Origin of the sequence: Vibrio sp. 1F253, assembly GCF_041439295.1 — a bacterium.
Taxonomy (GTDB): Bacteria; Pseudomonadota; Gammaproteobacteria; order Enterobacterales; family Vibrionaceae; genus Vibrio; species Vibrio tasmaniensis_A.
This window is the reverse complement of record NZ_JBGONU010000058.1, coordinates 1-24489: the sequence shown is the minus strand read 5'-3', so window position 1 is coordinate 24489 and position 24489 is coordinate 1. Positions and strand designations below refer to the sequence as shown.

Sequence of the window (24489 nt, the reverse complement as noted above, 5' to 3'; positions counted from 1 at the left end):
TTTGAAAAGCGAAATGTCGCTTAGCTAAGTGTCCAGTCTGACTGGAGCAGATCAACCTGTTTAACCTGCATACGCCCTAGGTCTACGAATGAGTGGTCCAACTCATAAGTGTTAATGAGTTCGATTAACTGCTGGTGGTGTTTGTCATAAAGCCAAGGTTTATCGACATCCCCTTTATGCTGGCGGTAATAACGAGCCATGCTTAAGCAATGCTCAGCAAAGCCTTGGTCATTACCACCACACCCTAAATCTAAGCGACATTCGTGCTGATGTTCATTATCGAAGGTCACGGTTACTTTTGTCTTATCGTACCCGCCTAATGGATTGCGTTTAGCAACCTCCAGAGCTTTCTTTTCGAATTCATTAAAGTCATAGAGTGTCTCTTCAGTGAACTCGCGAGACTCAGACCATTGGACAAGTACCGTGATCGGTTTAATTTTTTTTGCCTCTGATGTGAGTAAAGAATCATGTTGGTCTATGGGTGAGCTGTTTGGGCTATCTTGTTGTGTTGTTTGCATAGTGGGTTCCTTTCTACGAATAAATAAAAAAGACCACCTTGATAACAAGGTGGCCTCTAGAGTGGTGGGTAAACGTGTTTTTGGATTGTTAAGCTGTGGTGTTAACGGGGCTAAGAGTATTAGATGGAGTGTTTATTTACAGCGTGATAGGGCGGCTCTGAGCTATTTATCCAGCACTTGCCTTGGTAGCTATTGATGAGCTGCTGAAATAGCCACATCTCAAAAGCAGATTTGGGTTTGATTGCGACATCAAAACCATCGTCATCAAATCGTTGCCGTTCTTTCCAAGTTACATCTAAATCACTTAGCTGCGTTTTTAACTCACCTAGTTGGGTTTGTTTGGATTTATCTAATGGCGCTTTAAGCCATACCTCTAGGGTGTGGCAATACGGCATCACTCCATAGTCTTTAGCGAGGTTCAAAGTGTTACGTAATGCTCGTATCCAATCTTCTGCTTTGGTATCGCGACCATTGAGTTTGACTTCACCTGATTCAGCGGCTGCTGACCAGTCACAACCGTATTTCACGAGTAGTTGGTTGAAGGTGTTTACACCACAGAACTGCCAGCTACGTGCTCGTTTGTTTGTCTCCGTGTCAAAGAGATTACTAGAGCCAATGAGCATGTGGAGCATGAGTAGAACGTCTTCACGCAACCTAAGCCTATAACGTTCATACAGAGCTTGTTTGAGTTCGTTGGTGCTTTGGGGGTCTGTGTGGTTGAGGCGTTCTCTGAAGAAGGTACAGGCTTGCTGAACAACGTCTTCTTTTGGTATACGCAGTGCCAGTTGTTCATAGACAATGTCATAGGACATAAAGGGGGGCTCCTGTGAAAGAGTAATATAGTAAAATCATGGTGATAGCTAGAAACAGGGGGATCGGTAAAGTGGTGGTTATCAATAGCGTTCATGTATTAGGGGCCACGCAGTTCGATTGGGTTGTAGGCTCCCTTGGCTAAGTTAGCAATAAACTTGGATTCCCAAAGTGTGTATAGCTTGTGGGTGTTGGGTGCGCTGATACTCTTTAAACCGGAGTATCGAGTGAAGACCGTGGAATGAGTGAAATCGAACTCAATATCTCGCTCAAGTGTCGGGTAAGGGTATCCATTGAAGCTAAAATCTGTGATGCAAAGGATTGAATAGATGTTGTTAACGTCTTTCGCTAGTGCAATCTCAACAGGGTGATAGCCTCCATGTTCAGCGGAGTAGTGCTTATTGCTGAAATGGATGATGTGATGATCATCTACGAGTCCTGTGTGTTTGTTTAGAACGTTGTTTAATGTATCCAGAAGAGCCTGAGATATAGGCAAAGCAGTCCTGTTGAATGAAGTTGTGGGTAAGATATCCCTATGCATAATCGGCTCCTTTTCGACTCATGAGGTTATGCATAGTGATGAAATATATTTGAAAAAATTTGGATTCGAGTGGATGGCAGGGGCTGAGGGGCATGATGCTGAATGGTGAGTAATTTCGACTAAAATAAAAACAATCATATATGAAACCGGAGTGCTGAAAGTTTGGTTTTGAGCATTGTTGATTCTTCAATTCTCCCGTATTCTCTCTGCTCAGTATTGAAAAGATTTTAGTGAGAGTACAACCCGATGGTTGATCAAACACTAATAATTAAAGGTGTGGCTACTTATCTGAAGGTGTCTATAAAACTGCATATCGCCTCGCCAGTGAAGGAAGGCTTCCGGGCTTCAAGATTGGTGGCCCATGGCGTTTTAAACGAAAATATTTAGAAGCTTGGATAGAAAAGAGTAAATAGTAATTAAACTGTTCTTGGCAAACGTGACTTGAGAGCACGGCAAAGCTAATTGGTGATGTAGTTGAGCAGGTAGAGAAGATTGTAAAAGCCAAACGCTTTATAAAGCTGGCAAACCACGAACAGTGGGTCAAGAGATATTCAGAAGGCGTTGCTACTGAAATTGGCGCAGTTTGCTTTAAGTAAAGGCAAAGAGTTGTTCGCCAAGACGTATAGTTATATTGAGGAGCATTATTAATGAGCAATGTACATTCGCGATTTAGTCATGGCAGTGAGTGGATTCGAGCTGACTTTCACTTGCACACCCGTGCGGATAAAGAATTTAAGTATTCGGGGAGTGAGAATGATTATATCAATAGTTATGTTGCTGGGCTCGAAAAAGCGGGTATAGGCCTTGGTGTAATTAGTAACCACAATAAATTTGAACTCGATGAATTTAAGCAAATGCGTAAAAAAGCGCGCAAGAAGGGGGTCGGTTTACTTCCTGGGGTCGAGTTATCGGTCAAGGATGGGCAAGCCGGAGTTCATACTTTAGTGATTTTTTCCGATGAATGGGTCATCAATAAAGAAAATGAAAACTATATTCAGAGCTTTCTAAACGTCACCTTTGCAGGGCAAGCTAATTTTGAGCAAGAGAATGCTAGGTCTAATCATGACTTAAAAGAAACAGTTCGGGAACTCGACAAGTTTGAAAGAGACTATTTTTTAGTTTTCGCCCATGTAGAAGCAGATAATGGTTTGTGGGGGGCGTTAAAGCCCGGACCAATAGGTGATCTTTTTGCTAGTGAGGCATTTAGAAAGCGTGTTCTTGGTTTTCAAAAAGTCGCCACTCGTGATAAGAAAGATAAGCTAATTTCTGTTATGAATGGCTATTTTGTGGCAGAAGTTGAAGGCAGTGACCCTAAGAGTATTGAGCAAATTGGTAAGGGAAAAATAAGCTACTTGAAAGTTGGGGACTTTTCGTTTGATGCGGTTAAGTTTGCTTTAATCAATCATAGGTACAGAGTAAATAGTCAGGTAGTCGAAGTTGCTCATTCACATATTGATAGTATTCACTTTGAAGGGGAAGGCTCGCTTGGTGGCCAAACGGTATCCTTTTCTTCTGAATTAAATACGTTAATTGGCATCCGTGGTAGCGGTAAGTCATCGGTTCTAGAAGCTATTAGGTATGCACTAAACATCCCGTTAGGTGTTAAGTCGATGGATAAGGATTATAAAAATGATTTAGTTCATCATTTATTAAATAACGGTGGAGCTATTTGTATCAATGCTAGAGATCGGCATGGTCAAGCTTATCAAATTAAAAGAATTAACAATAAAGCACCAGACGTTATGGTAAACGGTGTTGTGCAGCCTGGGGTGTCAATACGTGAAACAGTGTTGTACAACCCTATTTATTTTGGCCAAAAAGATTTATCGAGCAGTGGCGAAGGGTTTGAAAAAGACTTGATTGAGAAATTGGTAGGTGACTCACTGGAACCAATTCGTCAGCAAATTTTGGCAAAGAAACAAGCTGTCATTGATGTGATCAAACAAATCAAGAAGCTCTCGACAGATAAGCAAGCAAAGCAAGAATGGTTTCAGAAAAAACAGGACGCAGAGTTCAGTTTAAAAATTTACCAAGATAACGGTATTGAAGAAAAGCTTCAGAAGCAAATAGAGTTTGATCGAGATGAACGTAAACTTGTGGATGCGACAAGTAATGCAAAAAAATTCTATATGGAACTTCAAGATTTCATTGAAGAGCAAAAAAGTATACTACTACTTTTAAGCAGTTATGAATCAAAAGAGAATAACCCGTTTTTTGAAGAGTACCGTAAGCTGTATCAGCCTATTTTAGAACAACTTAAATTAATGGATAAAATAGCTTCAGGGTCAGCAACGCTCATCGAGCCTTTAGATAGTAAACTTCAAAGCTTTAAGTTGGCTAAAAATTCTAATAAAGAAGCTTTTGCAGAAATAGAGCGTAAGTTATCTGCCGAACTTAGGGAAAAGGGAATCCAATCTCTAAAAATTGAAGATTTTAGAAAAATAAAAACGCAGATTGATCAAGCGGGGAAGGTGTTAAAAGCATTGGAGTTAAGTGATAGTAAGCATCAACAGCTTAAAGGTGATCTAACAGATGAGTTGTGTAAACTTGAGCAATTAAGAACCGAAGAGTTCAATCAGATAGAAAAGTGCATTGCTCGTGTTAACCAACAAGACTCACCACTTAAAATATTGGCGAGCTATAAATCGAATTCAACGTCTACGTTAAATATGATGCAGGATGCTTATAGGGGGAGTGGTATACGTGGTACGACTCTTCAGGGGCTTATCGAAAAGTTCGGTGATTTTTGTTCAATGAGAAATGCATGGGATGATGTAAGAAAGATGGTCTCAAATTACGAAGTGTTTAATGAATACTTTCAAAAGAATATTGAAGAGCTCTTAACTTGGCAAGTCCCTAATCAATATGTGATTGAATATCATGGTAAAGCTTTAAAGCAGCATTCACTTGGTCAAAGAGCTTCTGCATTAATGCTTTTTGTACTAAGTCAGCAAGATAACGATGTAGTGATAATTGATCAACCAGAAGATGATTTAGATAACCAAACAATATATGACGATGTAATTAAGATGCTCACAAAACTTAAGCCATCTACGCAATTTATTTTTGCTACTCATAATGCAAATATTCCGGTACTTGGGGATGCAGAGCAAGTTGTTTGCTGTCGTTATGACGCTCAAAAGACAGAACTATTTTCAGGTGGTATTGATAATAAACAAGTTCAGCAACAGATTGTGTCAATAATGGAAGGTGGTCAAGAAGCCTTTGATAAACGTAAGCAGGTGTATGAAGTATGGAAGTCATAGAACTTATAGGGTTGATTGCTCGAGGCGAAGACAGTAAGCATCAATTCAAAGAACGAGTATCTCGATCCAAAGATATAGCTAAAGAATTGATTGCATTTAGTAACACAGAAGGCGGTAAGTTAATTGTTGGTGTTGCTGATGATCAGAGCGTAAATGGACTAACTGTAGATGATTTGGAAAGTAGTAATCGTCTAATAGCTGATGCGGCAACAAATAATGTTAAACCTGCGATAAACCTTATAACAGAAAATGTTGAGCACCCTGATGGTATGGTAATCGTTGTTTCTATAGATAAGGGTATTCGTCCATGTGCGGATAACGATGGGCGTATTTGGGTGAAAAATGGTTCCGATAAACGAGCGGTGACAGCCATTGAAGAGATGCAACGAATGTTTCAAGCTGCAACACTCGTCCATGCAGATGAACTTAAAGTTCAAAACACATCTATTGATGATATCGATATGGACTATTTTTCAGACTTTTTCCAAAATGTTGTTGGTGAAGATTTGTCTTCTCAATCAAGAAGTCATAGCGAGCTGCTAGGGTCGATGAACTTGATGCAAGAAGATAATTTAAATCTATGTGGTACGTTGTTGTTGGCACGGCAGCCTCAATTCAAATTACCAGCATTCATTGTAAAAGCAGTCGCTTTCCCTGGTACGGATATCACAGACGAAGAGTACAATGATAGTAGAGATATTCATGGCAAATTAGGTGTTACTTATCAAGAATGTATGAGTTTTATACTTACCAATATCCGTCATGTGCAAGCTGGGCAAGGTTTTAATTCTGTAGGGGAACCTGAAATACCTAAAATTGTGTTTGAAGAGTTAATTGCTAATGCATTGATCCATAGGGACTACTTCACCAAAGCTCCAGTGAAATTATTTGTGTTTTTAGATCGTATAGAAATCATTAGTCCTGGGCATCTACCAAATAACCTCACTATTGATAATATTGTTAATGGTAATTCTAACAGTCGAAATCCAATCATTGCTTCATTTGCGAGATATGTGCTTCCATATCGTGGTATTGGCAGCGGTGTTCAAAGGGCGATAAAAAATTGGCCCAATATTGAATTTATTGATAATAGAGATAAAAATGAGTTTAAAGTTGTGATTAAGAGAGAGTGTTGATCTTATGTGCATAACTAAGCTTAGAATTAAATTACTTTAGTTGTTTAGCACCTGTCTATAGAGACTCTAGGGTATAATAAGGGGTACAGTTGTTGTGTCTTGTTTTAATTTTCTATTTAAACAAAGGCTTAGCTAATCCTGGGCGGCATGATGTATTCCCCCTTTCTCGTAACAGAGAAAGTCATACATAAGCTTTAGAAAACGGAGACTTCGGTCTCCGTTTTTTTATGCTTTGAAATCGTCACTCCGACAGCGAGGCTCGAGCGTGATAGGGAATCTTTATCGTCTAGTTATAGAAACCTGACTGCCGATGGTTACTCTTGCCTCTCATGATATCCTCTGCTCAATATTGCTCTTTATGATTTTGGGTCTTATATTCAATGGTACAGTTATGACATTGATTTAACATGGATAGCTGTTGAGTGAAGGACAATAAATACTTGATTAAATATAGATTAATCAAGTCAACAATAAGTCAGTGGAGACTCCCCAATGAAAAAATTACTTTCAGTACTTGCTGTATCTGCAGCGGTAATGGCACCGGCAGCATTTGCTTCTTCGCCTGTTATGTTTTCAACGATCAATGGTTTCAACGCTCCGGATTCAGATGCGGTTGGCGGTGTACGTCTGGCTCTGCTTCACGGGCAAGTCAATGACCTTAAAGGTGTCGACCTTGCGGTTGTTGGTATGTCTGAGACGCAAACCACGACAGGTGTGAATCTTGGTATTTTTGGTGCATCAAAAGTAAACCAAGAAATGACAGGTGCTTCACTAGGTTTCTTTAACTGGAACACAGGTAAAACAACAGGTGTTAACCTAGGTGCTGTTAACATTACTAATGATGTAAAAGGCGCGAACGTGAGTTTCGTAAACTACTCCGAAGGTAACACTATGGTGGATGTTGGCGCTGCGAACCTTTCAGAGGTGTCTACGGTTCAGGTTGGTATCTTCAACAAAACCAACAAAATTGAAGGAGTACAGATTGGTCTGATCAACTGTGCTGACAATGGTTTTTTCCCGTGCTTCCCAATTGTGAATTTCGCTAAGTAAGACGGTAGCTGCGCTGGTTTTAATATTGGTGAGCGACGTTCTTGCCAAGGCTTAAAGCTATCCATGATTGAACCTATCAACGCCTTTACTTCTATGTTTGGGCGTTATTCTACATCTGCTATCTCACTCCTTAAACGTTACTGTAAGCATGTTGTTTTATACTCTTGTTGCGATGTTCTCACTTGTGGGTACAATGTGCGCTAAATTTTCAATGATGACTTATATGCTTTGATTAATCCCCATACCGTCGATTTTAAAAAGGCTTTCTTAAGTCTGACCGTCAGCTTTTTAGTGGTTTTTAGCTTGTTACTTGTTGATTCAGCGGAAGAGTCAGAAAAGCAGTATGGAATTGAAAACCAAGGCGTGACACGCTCTTTAGCGGAGCTTACACAGATTATTAATGCGCTTGAATATAATATTACCGCACTTTATCCGCTGCATGGGGATACCTACGTATTCTCACATGAGCAAAAGGTCGAAGGTGATACGTGTTACTTCATTAGTGAAGAGCAAGCTGCACCTCGATTTGATTTTATGTTCTCTGGCCCAAGTGAGATGTGCGATCTAAAGTCGGAGCTTCATTTAGAAGCAGGTAGGCGCATGTTTATCGCACCCACCATGGCTTACTTTGCGAATACCATTGATACCATCTCTGCGATTTACTTTATCTCCAAAGATAAATTTATTATATCGTCGCCTTCCGATTTCGCCCGTTACATTAAAGGTGACACCTTTGATTCAGTCGTCAATAGTCGCCCTTATTGGGTTAATACGATTCGTTTTGGCTTAGCTCAGGGTCAAGATCAAGTGGTGTATACCGGCCAATACGATGACTACCTAACAGGGAAGAAGGTAGTGACCTTAACCAAGGGTATCTATGTTGATGGTGAGTTTAAAGGAGTACTCGGTGTTGATGGTTACGTCTCTAATCTCGTCTCGAATCCCGTACATGGATACAAGGTGACGAGCGCAAGAGGAGTAAACAAATATGGGCTGTTGGACTTTACCTATTCACGGCCTTTGTATGTCGATGGAGTCAATACTGAGTTATACCTGACTATTGAAGAAGGAAAGAGTGAGCACTTCTTACATTTGCTGGAACTGGAGAGGGTTCAATTACTGATTTTGTTAGCTTTGTACTTTATCTCAGCACTATGGTTGTGGCGGTTTTATACCAAGCAAGAGCACAAGCGATTGAAGAATTTAGCGATGCTCGACCCATTGACTGGTTTATATAATCGGCGTGGTTTTGAAGCTCGGTTGCTGAACCAAAATGAGGAGCCAATTATTGGTGTTGGCGTATTTGATATCGATGATTTCAAAGTGGTGAATGACCAGTATGGTCATAAGGTGGGAGATGAGGTGATTTGCCATGTTGCTCAGTTAATGCTGAACAGCGTTAGGCAGAAAGATATCGTGGCGAGATTTGGTGGTGAAGAGTTTGTTGTCGCGATTACGGGCGAATCATCCGAATTACTTTCATCGATCTTTGAACGAATTCAAAATGACATTAGTTTACAAAGTTATCGATGCGCGACCGGTGACAAGATTAATATATCAGTCTCCGGGGGAGCGGCGCTTTACTCTCTGTACAAGTTCGACAGCATTGGACACTTGTGGGAAAACCAGAGTATTCGTTCATCAGATGAGCAGCTTTATAAGGCGAAGGCCGCAGGTAAGAATCAAGTGTCTATTCACGTACATTAATCTGTGAACTGCAGTTTAGAGCCTAGTCGTTTGCTAGGCTCTTTTTTATTTAAGGAAAAAGACCCTTAAGATGAAACAGTAGCTAAGAACAAAATGCAGCTAAGGCCAAATGTCTTCCGACGAGGTGTTACTTCTTCACGCGGACTTTTCTCATCCACTTCTGATGAACACCACGGCGTAAGCTCTGGAAGCTGTTTTCTACTTTGTCGACACCAAGCAGAATCACTAGCGCCATTAGCGTGATAATAACCGACTGTGAAAGGTGGCCAAGTGCGATCATCATACCTAATGCAGCGAGTACCCAGATAATCGCGGCTGAGGTGACGCCATGAATCTTTCCATCCAATGTCATCATTACCCCAGCACCAAGGAATCCAACCCCCGTAATTATCTGACCAAGTACACGAGCTTGATCGAGTGTGTTGGGGGATAGGCTAATCGCCATGGTGAGGAAGAAGTAAGTACCGCTAATGATAAGGATCGATGTCCGTATTCCGACGGGTTTACCGCGTGTTTGCCTTTCGATTCCGATCAAAGAACCACACAACATGCATGCTGCGAGTCCTGCCCAGCTAAAGGGGGCAAGGTTGAGAGCTTGTTCTATAAATTGTGACATATCACCCCTCCTAAGAATTTAGAATAGAGCCGAGTATGCTAATAATAGACCGGACGATCGAACAAAAAATTTTTGTCGTGAAGGTGCATTTAGCAACGTGTTATCGTTACAGATAAGCTTAGTCGCTTTTTGAAGCTCGCTCGCTATTCAATATGCAGATCGAGTGGCGTCTTGCTGCTGCGTCCGCCAATTTCACGGGTTAACTTAGGTACTAGATAGCCAGAAACCTCAGATATTAATCCCTTAAAGTGATGTTTCGCTTCTTCATCGGAGATATAGAAATGAGCAGCGCCCTGAACTTTATCAAGTACATGCATGTAGTAAGGTAAAACACCGGCGTCGAATAGCTTATCACTCAATTCTTTCAATGAGTTAGCGCTGTCATTCACGCCTTTTAGCATCACACCTTGATTGAGCAGAGTTGCACCACTTAGTTTCAATTTATGGAAGGCTTGTTTGAGTTCTAAGTTGATTTCATTGGCATGATTAATATGGCTGACCATCACCACGTTGAGACGAGTATTAGCCAATGTTTGGCATAGTTCATCCGTCACGCGTGCAGGGATTACAACCGGTAAACGGCTATGGATACGAACGGTTGTCACATGCGGAATTTGTTCGATGGCATTGATCAGCCAATCTAGTTCGCTGTCCTTTGCCATCAGAGGGTCGCCGCCAGATAAGATCACCTCGTTGATCTCGGGATGTTGAGCCACATAATCGAGGCTGGTCTGCCAAACAGACTTCGATCCTTTGTTATCTTGATAAGGGAAATGACGACGGAAGCAGTAACGACAGTTAATCGCGCAGCCACCTTTCACGATCATTAGCGCGCGGCTTTTGTATTTGTGTAGTAGTCCCGGAATCGCGTTTTCTTGCTCTTCTAAGGGGTCAGCAGAATAGCCTTGGTGTACTTCGAACTCTTCGGTTAAAGGTAATACCTGACGCAGTAATGGGTCGTGTGGGTTGCCTTTTTCCATTCGCTCCACAAAGCTAAGAGGAACTCGAAGTGAAAACAGCTCACGTGCTGCGAATCCTTTTTGCCACGGTGTTGGGTCTATTTCCAATGCTTCAAGCAGTTTTGTCGGGTCAGAGATCGCATTCGATAGTTGTTTGAGCCAGTTTTGCTCAACAGATTCGACTTTTCGGGTTATGATATGCGGCATTGAAATTAACTCAAAGATGTGGAAGAGAAAATCATGGCGTCAGTAAGCACCAATGAATTCAAAGGCGGTTTAAAATTCATGTTAGATAACGAGCCTTGCGCAATTATCGACAATGAATACGTTAAGCCAGGTAAAGGCCAAGCGTTTAACCGTGTAAAACTTCGTAAACTGCTGTCAGGCAAAGTGTTAGAGAAAACATTCAAGTCAGGCGAAAGCTTCGAGCTTGCAGATGTTGTTGACGTTGAACTAGGCTACCTATACAACGATGGCGAATTCTACCACTTCATGAACAACGAAACATTTGAGCAAATCGCAGCAGACGTAAAAGCAGTCGCTGATTCAGCAAAATGGTTAGTTGAAAATGACGTTTGTACTCTAACGTTGTGGAATGATAACCCTATCACTGTTACTCCGCCAAACTTTGTTGAGATCGAAGTAACTGAAACCGATCCTGGCCTGAAAGGCGATACACAGGGTACGGGTGGTAAACCTGCAACTCTAGCAACAGGCGCGGTAGTTCGTGTTCCTTTATTCATCGCTATCGGTGAAGTTGTTAAAGTTGATACTCGTACTGGCGAATACGTTGGTCGTGTGAAGTAATTTGATTGTGTCCATCTTGTTTAAGGTGGCTCAGTGAAATAGAAAAGGTCGCTTATGAGCGGCCTTTTTTGTATCTGACGTTTGAGAAAGAGCAGGTACGAGTAAACGAGATTCGACAAGCAACAAAAAAGCAGAACAAGATAATCCTGTTCTGCTTTTAGTACTTTCGTTCTTAAACTCTTCGAATCTCAGTTACCCGAATCTCGAACCTGCTCTTAACTGTTAAATCATAAAAATGAAGATAACAGATAGCGCGCTGATTAGGCCTGCAACGAAGTAGCAACCCACTTTACCTGCAACGCCGACGTGGAACTTAAGGTCGTGCATGCCGTGGTGAAGACGGTGCATTGCGTGCCACATTGGCAGTGCTAGCGTACCGATAATGAATAGCGCACCGATAATGCTGGTGGCAAACTCAGAGACACGCTCGTAGCTCATTGCATCCGCATCGATAATGCCCATTGGCACCAAGATACCCAGCACTAGAATCGTGATTGGTGTAATCATCGCGAACCAAGTACCGCCAGCGCCGAATAGCCCCCACCAGATTGGTTCATCAGAGCGTTTCGGATTGTGGTTAACATTGTAATTTGTGTTCATAACGAAGCTCCTTACACCACCATCAGAACGATTAAAGAAATAAATGCCACCGCTGCCCACTGGGTCAGTACGATGATTCTTTTATCTACCAATTTGCCTTTAAGACGGATTGGCATTACTTGAGGCATCATGCTGAAGAAGGTCTGAGCGTGCAGTAAGCTGCCAAGCAGTGCCACGATGTTGATACCAACAACGATAGGGTTAGCCATAAAGCTCAACCAACCTTGCCACGCTTCAGGGCCTTTCACTAGCGAACCCAAACCGAAGGTTAGGAACAGAGTGAATAGAATCAAAGGCAGTACAGTCGCTTCACGTAGCATGTAGAAGCGGTAGAACGGATGGTTGCTCCACCACGTTCTCTTCATCTCGCGAACATAAGGCTTACGATTGCTCATATTATGCCTCCTCTGCTGTTTTTACTTGCGATCCATCAGGCTTGAACATCGAGATAACGAAGTCCATTGAAGACTCAACTTTACCTTGGTTCACTGCCGCTGCTGGGTCTACTTTCTTCGGACATACGTCAGAACAGTAACCTACAAACGTACAGCCCCAAGCGCCATTGTCGCCATTGATAAGCTTCATACGCTCAGCTTTACCATTGTCACGGCTATCTAGGTTGTAGCGGTGAGCAAGAGCAAGTGCCGCAGGGCCAATGAACTCGGGGTTTAGACCAAATTGAGGACATGCTGCGTAACACAAACCACAGTTGATGCAGCCAGCGAACTGTTTGTACTTCGCCATTTGCTCTGGAGTTTGGATGTTAGTGCCGTCTTCTGGTTTACGGTCGTTACCAATGATGTAAGGTTTGATTGCTTCAAGGCGTTCGATGAACGGTGTCATGTCGACAATCAAATCTTTCTCGATTGGAAAGTTAGCCAAAGGCTCGATCTTGAAGCCATTCGGGTAGTCACGTAAGAAGCTCTTACATGCCAGTTTTGGCACGCCATCAACCATGATGCCGCAAGAACCACAAATCGCCATACGACAAGACCAACGGTAAGACAGGTCTTTATCTAGGTTATCTTTGATGTAACCAATCGCATCAAGTACCGACATGGTTTCATCAAATGGAACTTCAAAGGTTTGAAAGTGAGGTTCTGCATCGTGCTCAGGGTCATAACGCAGGATTTCAATTTTCTGGATTCGATTCGCTGACATTATGCTTGCTCCTCTTCGCTCTTCTTCGCATTCTCTTCTGCCGCTTTTTCAGCAGCCGCGGCTTTCTCGGCTGCTTCACCGTATAGACGAGCTTTAGGTTGAGATTTAGTAATCTTAACGCCGCTGTAGTCGATAGTTGGTGCTGCATCTTCGTTGTAGAAAGATAGAGAATGTTTCAGGAAGTTCACGTCATCACGTTCTGTGCAGTTGTCGTCTAGACGTTGGTGTGCACCGCGAGACTCTTTACGAAGGATCGCTGAGTGAACCATCGCTTCGGCAACTTCAAGGCCGTAACCCACTTCGATAGCGTAAAGTAGGTCAGTGTTGAACACTTTGCCTTTGTCTTTAATGCTGATCTTCTTGTAGCGAGCTTTCAGTTCAGTGATTTTGTCGATGGTTTCTTGCATCAAGTCTTCTTGACGGTAGATACCACAACCCGCTTCCATGGTGTGACCCATTTCAGTACGGATATCAGCCCAGTTCTCATCGCCTTCTTGAGCCAAGATGCCAGCGATGCGATCTTCAACCGCTTTCACTTGCTTAGCAATAGACTCTTCGTTCCAGCCTTTGAATTCAGCGGCACGCTTCACGGCTTGTTCACCGGCTACGCGGCCGAATACTACGAATTCAGCAAGAGAGTTAGACCCTAGGCGGTTTGCGCCATGTAGGCCAACTGAAGCACACTCACCAACGGCGAATAGGCCTTTAATGCGAGTCTCACAAGTACCGTTAGTTTCGATACCACCCATGGTGTAGTGAACGGTCGGGCGAATTGGGATTGGCTCTTTTGCTGGATCAACGTTTACGTACGCTTTTGCAAGCTCACAGATAAACGGCAGACGCTCTTGCAGGTACTCTTCACCCAGGTGGCGAAGGTCAAGGTGTACGACATCACCAAGTGGGTGCTTGATGGTGTTGCCTTTCTGCTGCTCGTGCCAGAATGCTTGAGAAACTTTGTCACGAGGACCCAGTTCCATGTATTTGTTTTTCGGCTCGCCCACTGGAGTTTCAGGGCCCATGCCGTAATCTTGCAGGTAACGGTAGCCGTTCTTGTTGACGATGATACCGCCTTCACCACGACAACCTTCGGTCATCAAGATGCCAGTGCCCGGTAGGCCTGTTGGGTGGTATTGAACGAACTCCATATCACGAAGTGGCACACCGTGGCGATAAGCCATTGCCATACCGTCGCCAGTTACGATGCCGCCGTTGGTATTACAGTGGTAAACACGACCTGCGCCACCCGTTGCTAGAACAACAGATTTTGCTTTGATGGTAACAAGCTCACCTTCAGACATGTGAATCGCGATTAGGCCTTGCACTTCGCCATCTTCAACGAGCAAATCCACCACAAAGTACTCATCAAATCGTTTGATTGTGTCGTACTTCATCGAAGTCTGGAACAGAGTATGAAGCATGTGGAAGCCGGTTTTATCCGCTGCGAACCACGTTCTCTCTACCTTCATACCGCCGAATCGGCGTACGTTTACTTCACCGTTTTCTTTACGACTCCATGGGCAGCCCCATTGTTCCATTTGGATCATTTCGCGAGTCGAGTTTTCAACAAAGTATTCAACAACATCCTGTTCACATAGCCAGTCGCCACCGCCAACAGTATCGTTGAAGTGGTTATCTAGGCTATCTTCGTCTTTAATTACCGCTGCTGAACCGCCTTCTGCTGCCACCGTGTGCGAACGCATTGGGTAAACTTTAGAAATCAGTGCAACTTCCAATTCAGGATTAGCTTCAGCTGCTGCAATTGCTGTACGAAGACCAGCGCCGCCTGCGCCGATGACTGCGATATCTGTGGTAATTGTCTTCACAGTTATTCTCCAGTGTGATGCGGAGTATTCCGCTTGTTATTATAAAAAGCTTATTGGTAGTACTTACTAATTGGCGTTACTTACTAATTAATAGTACGTAAACGGCATCAACCGTTTATTACCCCTAAGCCTTAAGTGGTAGGTTCAGTGTAAGAGAGGAAGGTATTCGAAAAGTTGATGCATTTGGGTTTTTAGGTCGGTAGTGCATATGGAGGCATAGAATTTATAGGTTATGTGACTGCAATCACGGCAATGAATTGTTGATAACGATTAGCCCACAGGGCTTGTGTTAACGGCTTGTTGAGTATGATTTTTGTTATCAATGTGGATGTAAAATCTGTATTGATAATTGTATTGTAGAACGTAATTTTCTGGCTTCATTAAAACAACATTTCGCTTTCAAGAATAGAAAGATAGAAGCTTACAAAAGCGATGAAAGGTGGTAATTTTCGTCGTCTAAAATTCAGTAATATGGAACTCAATAATGCACTCTACATGGCAACCGGCCGCAACCATTAAGCAGTTAAAGCAACGTGCTGATATCCTAAATCAAATTCGTCAGTTCTTTGTTGAGCGAAACGTGATGGAAGTGGATACGCCTGCGATGAGCCACGCCACGGTGACGGATGTGCATTTACATACCTTCAAAACTGAATTCGTAGGGCCAGGTTATGCGCACGGCCAGCCACTATTCTTTATGACTAGCCCAGAGTTTCATATGAAACGCTTGTTGGCTGCCGGAAGCGGTTGTATTTACCAAATTTGTAAATCTTTTCGCAATGAAGAAAATGGCCGTTATCACAACCCTGAGTTCACTATGTTGGAGTGGTATCGCGTTGGTTTTGATCATCATGATCTGATGGATGAGATGGATCTGCTGTTACAGCAGGTACTTAAATCAGGCATAGCAGAGCGAATGACTTACCAACAAGCCTTTATTGATGTGTTAGGTGTTTGTCCGCTGGAAGATTCGATGGATACGCTAAAGCAAGCAGCTGCGAAACTAGGGCTCAGCGACATAGCTGACCCCGAGCAAGATCGCGATACGTTATTGCAGCTTCTTTTCAGTATTGGGGTCGAGGCGAAAATAGGCAAGCAGGTGCCTGCGTTTGTGTATGACTTCCCAGCATCGCAAGCAGCGTTAGCTAAGATCAATCCAAACGATTCACGAGTCGCCGATCGCTTTGAGGTGTATTTCAAAGGAATTGAGTTAGCAAACGGCTTCCACGAGTTAGATAAACCGCAAGAACAACTTAAGCGCTTTGAAGATGATAATACCAAACGTATTGAGATGGGCTTATCACCTCAACCGATTGATCATCACTTGATTGAGGCATTAAAAGCGGGCTTACCAGACTGTGCGGGTGTTGCTTTGGGTATTGATCGTCTGATCATGCTGGCGTTAGGTTATGACCACATCGATGACGTGACGGCTTTCCCGTTCCCGCGCTCTTAGCTCTCTATTCAGTTAGTCCTACTTACCGTTTGGCTAACTGACCAGAATCCGAGTACCCACTATCTGACCAAAATACCAGTACCCACTACGGCAACAATGGCACCTATCCAAGCGTAGACGTTCGGTCTCTGCTTGGTGTATAGCCAGAGTATCGGTAACAACATGATTGGTGTGGTTGAAGATAACAGAGCGACCATACCGACATTGCCTTCCTGCAACGCATACAAAATCAACGTCATTCCTACTGCCATCGCTAGAAAACCATTAACCGCGGTAATCGCGAATATCTGCTTATTCATTGGGTTAAGTGCGCGTGAAAGTTTGGCGCCTGTTAAACGAAATGCGGAGTGAGCAACAAAAGCGGTGATCATTCGAATGGCAGAAGCGGCAACAGGGTCGATACTGGTTTGCATCACGGGTTTGGCAATGATGCCGCCCAATGCTTGGCAGATCGCTGCGGTGATTCCCAGTGCGACACCAATCCACACGGTGCCCTTGATGGTTTCAAGCTGGTTGTTGGCTTGTCCTCGACGACCAAAGAATATCGCAGTTAATACACCACTAAACACCAAAGCCGAGCCAATCAGCTCAATAGAGGTCATACTTTCACTAAACAGGAAGTAACCAAGAATCGCCGAGAACACGGCGTGACAAGAGAACAGTAAACCCGCTTGGCGCGGTCCCATTCGGTTCAAACAGGCAAATAGGGCGGTATCACCAATGAATATACCAATCAGGCCAGATAGCATCATCGGCGTGATTAGATTGGCTTCGACAGTTGACCAACCTCCGGTAAACCAAGCCATGCTCGATAAGATGATCGCGGTACAACCCATTCTCCAACGGCTATAGGCGAAAGAACCTAAGTGTTGGGCAGGCTTTACTGACATTAGGCTCGCAATGGCCCAAAGAAAAGCGGCAGCTAGAGCTAACCATTCAAATCCCATCTGAATAACATCCTTGTGTCTGGGATAAATTAGCTCATCAATATGCATCAAACCGAACTGAGAACAAAGTGATTCTTATGAAAGAACTACTTTGTTTCAGTTATTAGTTTATGTCAGCTGTCGCTCGGTGGTGTGGTTCACTTACTTTGCTTGAGTCGCGCTATACCTTAAAGCGCTCCACGTCTTGGCGCATCGACTCGGCAGCGCTACTCATTTCATTTGAGCTATTGCGACTGCTTTCAGCTTGCTGTGCAAGGTCATCAGAGGCATCCTTGATTCCTTGCGTATTACGGCTGATGTCTTCGCTGACCGCGCGTTGCTCTTCCGCAGCACTTGCTATTTGCAGCGCCATATCGTTGATTTCAGTGATTGCCTGAGTGATCTTAGTCAGGCTGCCATGAGCTTGTTCTGCGAAGCCAACGCTGTTCTCTGCCAGTTGAGTGCTGGTGGTCATGCTTTCAACGGCATGTTCGGTATTTTTCTGCAGTGTATCAATCATCACGCGGATCTCTTCCGTTGAGCCATGCGTTCTTTGGCTGAGCACTCGCACTTCATCGGCGACAACGGCAAACCCACGACCTTGTTCACCCGCTCGAGCGGCTTCAATCGCAGCGTTCAATGCCAACAGGTTGGTCTGTTCGGCAATGCCTTGAATGGTGGATAGGATCTGGTTGATGCTTTGAGCATTACTCTCTAATTCACGAATAACATTGGCTGCATCTTCAACTTGAGTCGCAAGGCCTGTAATCGCATCGCGGTTTTGTTGGATAACCTCTTGGCCTTCGTTACAAGCGGTAGCGGATGCCTGAGAAGCGGAGGCGGTTAATTCGGCATGGCTGGCCACTTCAGCTGCGGTGGCGGACATTTCATGAATCGCAGTCGCAATTTGGTTGATGTCGTTTTGTTGGTTCTCGACTCGAATCGAAGATTGCGTAGCCAGTTGATTGGCTTTTTCCGCATGGTTGTTTAAGTCGTGACTGTGCTCGATTACGCCCTTAAGCATGCTTTGCATCTGGCTCAAGAACTGGTTCACGAGCTCGGCAAGTTTGCCAATTTCATCCATGCGCTTGATATCAATACGCTGAGTCAGATCGCCTCTGCCTTGAGCAAGCTGAGTCAGTGCTTCAGACAATGTTTGCAGTGGGTGCAGCAAGCGGTTAATCACCATTGTGCTCGCAATCGAAATGAAGATGTATAAAATCAAAGAGGTAAGCGTGATAAATTGAATGGCATCGGATACCGCAGAAAATGCCATTTCTTTATCGATCACAATACCCAATGACCAATCGGTATTCGGAACGTTAGCGATGTAGACCATTTTATCGCCTTGACCAGGCCAAGTTAACGTCGTGATCATTTGGTTTTGGAGCAGTTGTGATACTTTGTCGACCGTTAGCTCAGGGTTCAAATTCGTCAGTGGTTTCTGACTCAACTCTTCATCACTGTAGGCGACGATGTTGTTATTACCGTCGACTAAAAAAGCAAAACCGTCATTATCGAGTTTTACATTGAGTACGGTATCAATAATGCTGGTTACGGTTAAGTCTGCCGCGATAACACCCTGTCTTTCACCATTAAATGCTTTAGCGAAACTGATGACAATGCTGCCGTCAAAATCTTGATAAGGTTCGGTAATGATGAGTTCAGATGTCGCGTTTGCATCTTTATACCAAGGGCGGGATCGTGGGTCGTAGTCTGCTGGCCAATCCTCAGCCTTGTCGCCATAAGCTATACTGCCATCACTGAATCCTGCATAAACAGACAAGAATTGCCCGGCTTGCTTGGTGATCAATAACTCGCGATCAGAGTTGCTATTGCTTGAAATGGTCGATTCATTGGCAAGCATCATATCACTGCGGATTGATAACCAATCGGCAATGTAGTTCGTCGTACCAACACTCACGTTTTTCACCTGTTGGTTGATCGCGACTTCAGTTTCTTGAGTAAGCTGATTAACAGATATCCAAGCTTGAGCGCCACTTACGACGGCAATAATAACCGCGATAGCGATCTGAATTTTGAACTTAATAGTATGTCTCAAGGTTTATCCCTCCTTCTTGGATAAAAGGCTAATGACAGCGACGCGTTGGATTGCGAACGGATGTGTCTCTGCTAGGTGTCTAGTGTCGTTATATTTAAAGTTCGAAACGTGTTGAAAATCATAATTTAAATATATATATGATTATTTTTAATAAACAGTGAAGTGGAATCACAATTGGTTGCTGCTAAGGTGTTAATTGTTATCAAGATTTATCTTATTGGTTAAAATCTGGTGGCCCGCCAGCTAGCGAGGTCACGATTACTAGCTGGACGGAAGGGAGGCATTGACGTGCTAGGTGATAATAAACAGTGCGAGGTAGACCATCAGTAAGCCGACAATCCCTAAGATGATACCCATCTTCGCCATATCTTTGCTTTCGATAAGCCCAGTTGAGTAAGCCAGCGAGTTTGGTGGCGTCGATACTGGAAGAATCATCCCGAGCGATGCCGAGAAGGCGACCACAACCAGCAAGCCTTGTAAGCCTCCAATTGCTACTAGGCTTTCCATAGAAGCGCCAATCGCAGCTGCTATCGGCATCAGCAAGTTTGCGGTTGCTGTGTTCGACATGAAATTAGCCATTAGCCAACACACGATAGACAGCGTTAGTACCACTGCAGTCGGCGAGAGCGATTCATAATCAATCGCGTGTGCGAGTGCAGCGGCTAAGCCTGTTTTATCCAAGCCAATCCCAATCGCAATACCACCCGCAACCAGCCACAACACATCCCAGTTAATCAGCTTGAGTTCTTCTTTACCCATGATGCCAGTGAGAGTGAAAACAGCCAGTGGAATAATAGAGACCACATAAGTGTTCATGCCATGCAGTTTGGTGGTCATCCACAATAAGATTGTCGCAGCGAAAGTGATGTAAACCACAATCGCTCGCCAGCTCTTTCTAAATTGTCCATCAAGCTTGAGGACCATATTTCTTTCTTTAGAAGGGAAGAGTTTTTGTAGGAGAAACCAAGCGATGGTGAGTTGGATGATCACAAAGGGTAAGCCCATCATCATCCAGCTAAGGAAGTCGATACTGTTCTCGCCAGTTAGGTATTGCAGAGCGATCGCATTGGGTGGTGTACCTATGGGGGTCGCGATACCACCGGTATTGGCGGCAATTGGAATACACAACACAAGCGCTTTAATCCCCATGTCGCCTTTTGGTGCAGAGGCTACGATAGGACCTAGCAATGCGAGCATCATTACCGTTGTTGCGGTATTTGACATGAACATTGAGAACACGGCGGTGATAAGCATTAAACCCAGCATGATGAAGCGAGGCTCCGTGCCAAATGGTTTGAGCAATACTCGAGCTAGGTTGTTGTCGAGTTCGTATTTGGATGCGGATATCGCAAGAGCAAAGCCACCCATGAAAAGGATGATGATTGGTGACGAAAATGCACCGAAGATGTCGGTATATTTGATTAATTCACCGAGATCGTGTCCTGCTGGTGGGTTTCTAAATAGATGTAAACCCTTGTCGGAAATCATCACCAGTTCAAGCGCAATGATCAGAATTGACGTGGCGAATACTGGAACGGGTTCAAGCACCCACAGTAGAGCTGCTAGTAAGAATATTGCCAACAAGCGGTGTTGAATCAGCGTGAGGTCATCGATAGGTATGGAATCTATTGGCATGAATAACACGCCTAAGGGAATCGCAAAACAAATCAACAGCTTGACCAGAACGCCAATATTGAGTTTAGGCATGTACAAAGACCCCATGAATAAAATATCTTCAAATAGAGTAAGTTATCTGGATTGTTGGTACTTGGAGACGGGTTGTAAAATCGAAAAGTTGTTTAAGGTTTCGACAGTTGTTTTGCTTTTGGTCAATATTTTATCTGGGCAATTAGAGGCAAGAGTGAGAAGCAGCAGGTGGCTGGGCAGGGGTTGAGGATTGAGGTTTGAAAGCTTGGGTTGTTAGAGCTTGAGTAGGAAACGAATTGGTAGAGTTAAGAAAAAGGCGCGTTCTTCTCTGATATAGAAAAAGTAACGCGCCTTTAAAACTAAATGAGTTAACTCAGATCGTTAAGCTTGGTCAGTGTTCTCCGCTGAATCAACAGCTTCAGTCTTAACGTCTTTACCCGCAATGTGCGCGAAAGGAGTGCCTAGAACGGTTTTCTCACCATTCTGCATAGTGTCGTCAAACTTGATTGCATCTTTAGCAAACAGGTTGATAACCGTTGAACCAAGCTTGAAGCGACCCATCTCTTCGCCTTTCTTCAAGATAATAGATTTATCACCTTGTGCTGGGTAATCCCACTTGTAAACCGAGTTACCGCGAGGTGGCGTGATGGTGCCAGCCCATACTTGCTCGATGCTACCTACGATAGTTGCACCAACCAGCACTTGTGCCATTGGGCCAAACTCAGTATCAAAGATACAAACCACACGTTCGTTACGTGCGAATAGGTTTGGAACGTTCTCTGCCGTTAGCGGGTTTACTGAGAAAAGATCACCGGGAACGTAGAGCATCTGACGCAGTGTGCCGTCGCATGGCATGTGCACACGGTGATAATCACTTGGCGACAAGTAAAGCGTTGCGAATTCACCGTCTTTAAACTCATCGGCTAGGTCTGCATCACCACCAAGCAACTCACGTGCTGAGTAGTTATGGTTTTTAGCTTGAATCAGTTGACCATCAGTAATTGGGCCAAACTGACTTACACGTGCATCAGCAGGGTGAACAATAACAGAGTCACCTTCTGCGATAGGGCGCATGCCTTCTTTCAATTCACGTACGAAGAATTCATTGAATGTCTTAAAGTGTTTTGGATCGCTATGCAGAGCTTCATCCATGTTCACTTTGTATTGCTTGATGAACCAGTTAATGATCGCTGTCGTTAAACCACCCGCTTTAGCAGACGCCAGTTTACCAACTAAACGAGTCAGGCCATGTTGTGGGATCCAGTACTGCAATCCAACTTTAATCTTATCCATTGTATTAATTTTCCAATGCTAATTGTTTTTCAATTAAATCTGTCGATGACGGTTTAGGGCGCGAGATGTTACTTAAGTTCGCGCCAATTGTCAGTAAATGCACACATTTGTTCACAAAAACGCGATTAGAGATCGGCTTTCTTGCTTCGTGAGTACTGACGGTTATCTTTGTTGTCAGCCATTGTTTCAATAATGCGGTGGTAGCTAGCAAAGCGTAAGCGGCTAATTTTTCCGTCTTCAACGGCTTCACGCAGAAGACATCCTGGGTCGTCATTGTGTTTACAATCGCGGAACTTACAGCCACCTAGGTATGGCTTGAATTCAATGAAAGCATCTGTGACTTCATCGGGTTCTAAATGCCATAGGCCGAATTCACGTACCCCAGGGGAATCGATAAGATCACCACCAGAAGGGAAGTGATACAAACGCGCTGCTGTGGTGGTGTGTTGACCCAGTCCTGAGTTTTCAGAAACTGCACCTTCTTCAATGTCCAATGTTGGCATCAGTGCATTCACTACGCTGGATTTACCTACGCCAGATTGACCAACGAAAATGTTGATACGATCTTTCAGTTCAGCTTCCAACTCTTTGATGCCGTAACCCGACTCTTTACTCACGAACATGACTTTATAGCCGATTTTCTCGTATATCTTCAGTGTTTCGCGGTATTCGCTAATTTGTTGTTCTGTCAGCAAGTCGACTTTATTGAGTACAACTAAAGGGGCGATATTCACCGTTTCAGAGGCGATCAAGTAGCGGTCGATGATATTAAGTGATAGCTCTGGTAGTACAGCTGAAACGATAACCATTTGGTCTACGTTTGCGGCAACCGGTTTGAGGCCGTCATAGTAGTCAGGGCGAGTTAGCATTGATGTTCTTGGCTCAACGGCTTCGACAACACCTGAGATGCCAGCCATGGATTCTAAGCCTGCACGCCAAGTTACTCGGTCACCAGAAACTAAAGTCTCAATACTACGGCGTAAGTTACAACGGTGAACTTCGTTGGTTTCAAGATCTTCGATATCGGCATGTTGACCAAAGCGCGTAATCACGAGTCCGCTTTTTGTTCCGCCAAGCATGTTCTCGTCCCATTGGATAGAATCTTCTTTCTTGAGTCGCTTGTTCTGGTTGCTACGTACGCGACGTACCTGACCTTTGGTTAACTTCTTTTTTTTAGCCACAATTTTTCACTTAACACATCTAACTTGATGATTGGGAACTCAAACAGGATGTTGCTACTGCCATATGATTTCGATGGCTCTAAAGCTAGTTTGAGTATAGTTATTTGGGTATAGTACCTCTTTTATACATAAACAAATAGGCGACGCCTTATGTCCTTTAGCGATCAGAACCTTATTTGGGTTGATCTCGAGATGACAGGACTTGATCCTGAAACTCATAAAATCATTGAAATTGCTACTATCGTTACTGATAGTGAGCTTAATATCCTGGCTGAAGGACCTGTTTTGGCTATTCACCAACCTCAGAGTGAATTGGACAAGATGGACGAGTGGTGCACAACGACTCACACCGGTAGTGGCCTAGTGAAACGAATTCAAGACAGTACAGTTTCAGAGCAAGATGCCATTCAACAAACGATTGAGTTTCTGGAAAAATGGGTACCAAAAGGTAAGTCACCAATTTGTGGCAACAGCATTGGTCAAGATCGCCGATTCTTATACAAGCATATGCCAGAGCTGGAAGAGTACTTCCACTACCGTTATGTTGATGTTAGCACCCTAAAAGAGCTGACTCGCCGTTGGAAGCCTGAAGTGTTAGATGGTTTTTCTAAGTCGGGAAGCCACCTTGCATTAGACGATATTCGAGAGTCTATTGCTGAGCTGCAGTACTATCGAAAAACGATTATTAACATCTAATCAGATCAAATGTTCACGTTTATCTAACTTTTCAGGGACATAAGAGCTATTTTTTTTGCAAATATGTGTGCTTTTACAGCAGTTGAGTAAAAACTTGCTGATTTTTGCATTAAGGACTTGCATCACAAAAAAATGCTCTTATAATTCGCAGCCCTGAACGGCGAAAGACGTTTTCAGTTTGCGATACTAGCTCAGTTGGTAGAGCGCAACCTTGCCAAGGTTGAGGTCATCGGT

At 43.7% G+C, this 24489-nt stretch carries 21 protein-coding genes and 2 pseudogenes; 9 read left to right on the top strand and 14 right to left on the bottom strand.

Annotated features, from left to right (window positions below):
- Nucleotides 1–20: 20 nt before the first annotated feature.
- The 3 genes from ACED28_RS20240 to ACED28_RS20230 all read right to left on the bottom strand — a co-directional run bounded on the left by ACED28_RS20240 (nt 21) and on the right by ACED28_RS20230 (nt 1869).
- Nucleotides 21–518: an LPD25 domain-containing protein gene (locus ACED28_RS20240; protein ID WP_371710594.1), complete on the bottom strand. Its 498-nt coding sequence runs from the start codon at nt 516–518 to the stop codon at nt 21–23.
- 119 nt (nt 519–637) lie between these two features.
- Complete coding sequence (locus ACED28_RS20235) at nt 638–1330, bottom strand: hypothetical protein (protein WP_371710593.1); 693 nt, start codon at nt 1328–1330, stop codon at nt 638–640.
- A gap of 98 nt (nt 1331–1428) precedes the next feature.
- Nucleotides 1429–1869: a DUF2787 family protein gene (locus ACED28_RS20230; RefSeq protein ID WP_065680360.1), complete on the bottom strand. Its 441-nt coding sequence runs from the start codon at nt 1867–1869 to the stop codon at nt 1429–1431.
- A gap of 246 nt (nt 1870–2115) precedes the next feature.
- On the opposite strand from ACED28_RS20230, the pseudogene ACED28_RS20225 reads away from it, so the two are divergent.
- From ACED28_RS20225 to ACED28_RS20200, 6 genes and pseudogenes are all read left to right on the top strand, one after another.
- Nucleotides 2116–2282 (top strand): annotated as a pseudogene (locus tag ACED28_RS20225) (helix-turn-helix domain-containing protein).
- A gap of 30 nt (nt 2283–2312) precedes the next feature.
- Nucleotides 2313–2517, top strand: a pseudogene (locus ACED28_RS20220) (hypothetical protein); the annotation flags it as partial.
- Nucleotides 2517–5135 (top strand): TrlF family AAA-like ATPase, encoded by a 2619-nt coding sequence (locus ACED28_RS20215; RefSeq protein WP_371710592.1) that lies wholly within the window; start codon nt 2517–2519, stop codon nt 5133–5135. The pseudogene ACED28_RS20220 and the gene ACED28_RS20215, both read left to right, overlap by 1 nt.
- Nucleotides 5123–6271 carry an RNA-binding domain-containing protein gene (locus tag ACED28_RS20210; protein ID WP_371710590.1) on the top strand — a complete coding sequence of 383 codons (1149 nt, stop codon included), beginning with the start codon at nt 5123–5125 and terminating at the stop codon, nt 6269–6271. Before ACED28_RS20215 ends, ACED28_RS20210 begins: the two co-directional genes overlap by 13 nt.
- A 492-nt stretch (nt 6272–6763) precedes the next feature.
- Entirely contained in the window at nt 6764–7321 is a 558-nt protein-coding gene (locus ACED28_RS20205) for a VC2662 family protein (RefSeq protein ID WP_009847923.1), read from the top strand.
- A 273-nt stretch (nt 7322–7594) separates the two neighbouring features.
- A complete protein-coding gene (locus ACED28_RS20200) occupies nt 7595–9028 on the top strand; it encodes a diguanylate cyclase (RefSeq protein ID WP_371710595.1) in 1434 nt (477 codons plus the stop codon).
- Between the two features lie 127 nt (nt 9029–9155).
- Here ACED28_RS20200 and ACED28_RS20195 read toward each other — a convergent pair whose 3' ends face one another.
- Together ACED28_RS20195 and epmB are read right to left on the bottom strand one after the other, a co-directional pair.
- Complete coding sequence (locus ACED28_RS20195) at nt 9156–9644, bottom strand: MgtC/SapB family protein (protein ID WP_009847921.1); 489 nt, start codon at nt 9642–9644, stop codon at nt 9156–9158.
- A gap of 143 nt (nt 9645–9787) precedes the next feature.
- The gene (gene epmB / locus ACED28_RS20190) at nt 9788–10810 is read right to left on the bottom strand and encodes an EF-P beta-lysylation protein EpmB (protein WP_371710589.1); all 1023 of its coding nucleotides are present in this window, start codon (nt 10808–10810) and stop codon (nt 9788–9790) included.
- A gap of 33 nt (nt 10811–10843) precedes the next feature.
- On the opposite strand from epmB, the gene efp reads away from it, so the two are divergent.
- A complete protein-coding gene (efp, locus tag ACED28_RS20185; RefSeq protein ID WP_009847919.1) occupies nt 10844–11410 on the top strand; it encodes an elongation factor P in 567 nt (188 codons plus the stop codon).
- Between the two features lie 222 nt (nt 11411–11632).
- Here the strand turns inward: efp and frdD are convergent, their stop codons facing one another.
- The 4 genes from frdD to frdA are packed head-to-tail and all read right to left on the bottom strand — an operon-like array spanning nt 11633 to nt 14994.
- Nucleotides 11633–12010, bottom strand: coding sequence for a fumarate reductase subunit FrdD (gene frdD, locus ACED28_RS20180; protein WP_009847918.1), 378 nt, complete (start codon nt 12008–12010; stop codon nt 11633–11635).
- A gap of 11 nt (nt 12011–12021) precedes the next feature.
- Nucleotides 12022–12405: a fumarate reductase subunit FrdC gene (gene frdC, locus ACED28_RS20175; protein ID WP_017108667.1), complete on the bottom strand. Its 384-nt coding sequence runs from the start codon at nt 12403–12405 to the stop codon at nt 12022–12024.
- Nucleotide 12406: 1 nt separating this feature from the next.
- Nucleotides 12407–13171, bottom strand: a complete 765-nt coding sequence (locus ACED28_RS20170; protein WP_009847917.1) for a succinate dehydrogenase/fumarate reductase iron-sulfur subunit — start codon at nt 13169–13171, stop codon at nt 12407–12409.
- Nucleotides 13171–14994: a fumarate reductase (quinol) flavoprotein subunit gene (gene frdA / locus ACED28_RS20165; RefSeq protein WP_009847916.1), complete on the bottom strand. Its 1824-nt coding sequence runs from the start codon at nt 14992–14994 to the stop codon at nt 13171–13173. Before frdA ends, ACED28_RS20170 begins: the two co-directional genes overlap by 1 nt.
- A gap of 484 nt (nt 14995–15478) precedes the next feature.
- Here frdA and epmA point away from each other — a divergent pair, with 484 nt between their 5' ends.
- Nucleotides 15479–16450: an elongation factor P--(R)-beta-lysine ligase gene (gene epmA / locus ACED28_RS20160; protein WP_017097246.1), complete on the top strand. Its 972-nt coding sequence runs from the start codon at nt 15479–15481 to the stop codon at nt 16448–16450.
- A gap of 59 nt (nt 16451–16509) precedes the next feature.
- Here epmA and ACED28_RS20155 read toward each other — a convergent pair whose 3' ends face one another.
- The 5 genes from ACED28_RS20155 to rsgA form a co-directional block, all read right to left on the bottom strand.
- Nucleotides 16510–17397, bottom strand: a complete 888-nt coding sequence (locus ACED28_RS20155; RefSeq protein WP_029223842.1) for a DMT family transporter — start codon at nt 17395–17397, stop codon at nt 16510–16512.
- Nucleotides 17398–17557: 160 nt separating this feature from the next.
- Nucleotides 17558–19438 carry a methyl-accepting chemotaxis protein gene (locus ACED28_RS20150; RefSeq protein WP_102582371.1) on the bottom strand — a complete coding sequence of 627 codons (1881 nt, stop codon included), beginning with the start codon at nt 19436–19438 and terminating at the stop codon, nt 17558–17560.
- 291 nt (nt 19439–19729) lie between these two features.
- Nucleotides 19730–21145, bottom strand: coding sequence for a DASS family sodium-coupled anion symporter (locus tag ACED28_RS20145; RefSeq protein WP_065106134.1), 1416 nt, complete (start codon nt 21143–21145; stop codon nt 19730–19732).
- 321 nt (nt 21146–21466) lie between these two features.
- Complete coding sequence (gene asd / locus ACED28_RS20140) at nt 21467–22378, bottom strand: archaetidylserine decarboxylase (protein WP_371710588.1); 912 nt, start codon at nt 22376–22378, stop codon at nt 21467–21469.
- A 125-nt stretch (nt 22379–22503) separates the two neighbouring features.
- Entirely contained in the window at nt 22504–23559 is a 1056-nt protein-coding gene (rsgA, locus tag ACED28_RS20135; RefSeq protein WP_012603102.1) for a small ribosomal subunit biogenesis GTPase RsgA, read from the bottom strand.
- 150 nt (nt 23560–23709) lie between these two features.
- Here rsgA and orn point away from each other — a divergent pair, with 150 nt between their 5' ends.
- Complete coding sequence (gene orn, locus ACED28_RS20130; RefSeq protein ID WP_012603103.1) at nt 23710–24255, top strand: oligoribonuclease; 546 nt, start codon at nt 23710–23712, stop codon at nt 24253–24255.
- The last annotated feature ends 234 nt before the right edge of the window (nt 24256–24489 follow it).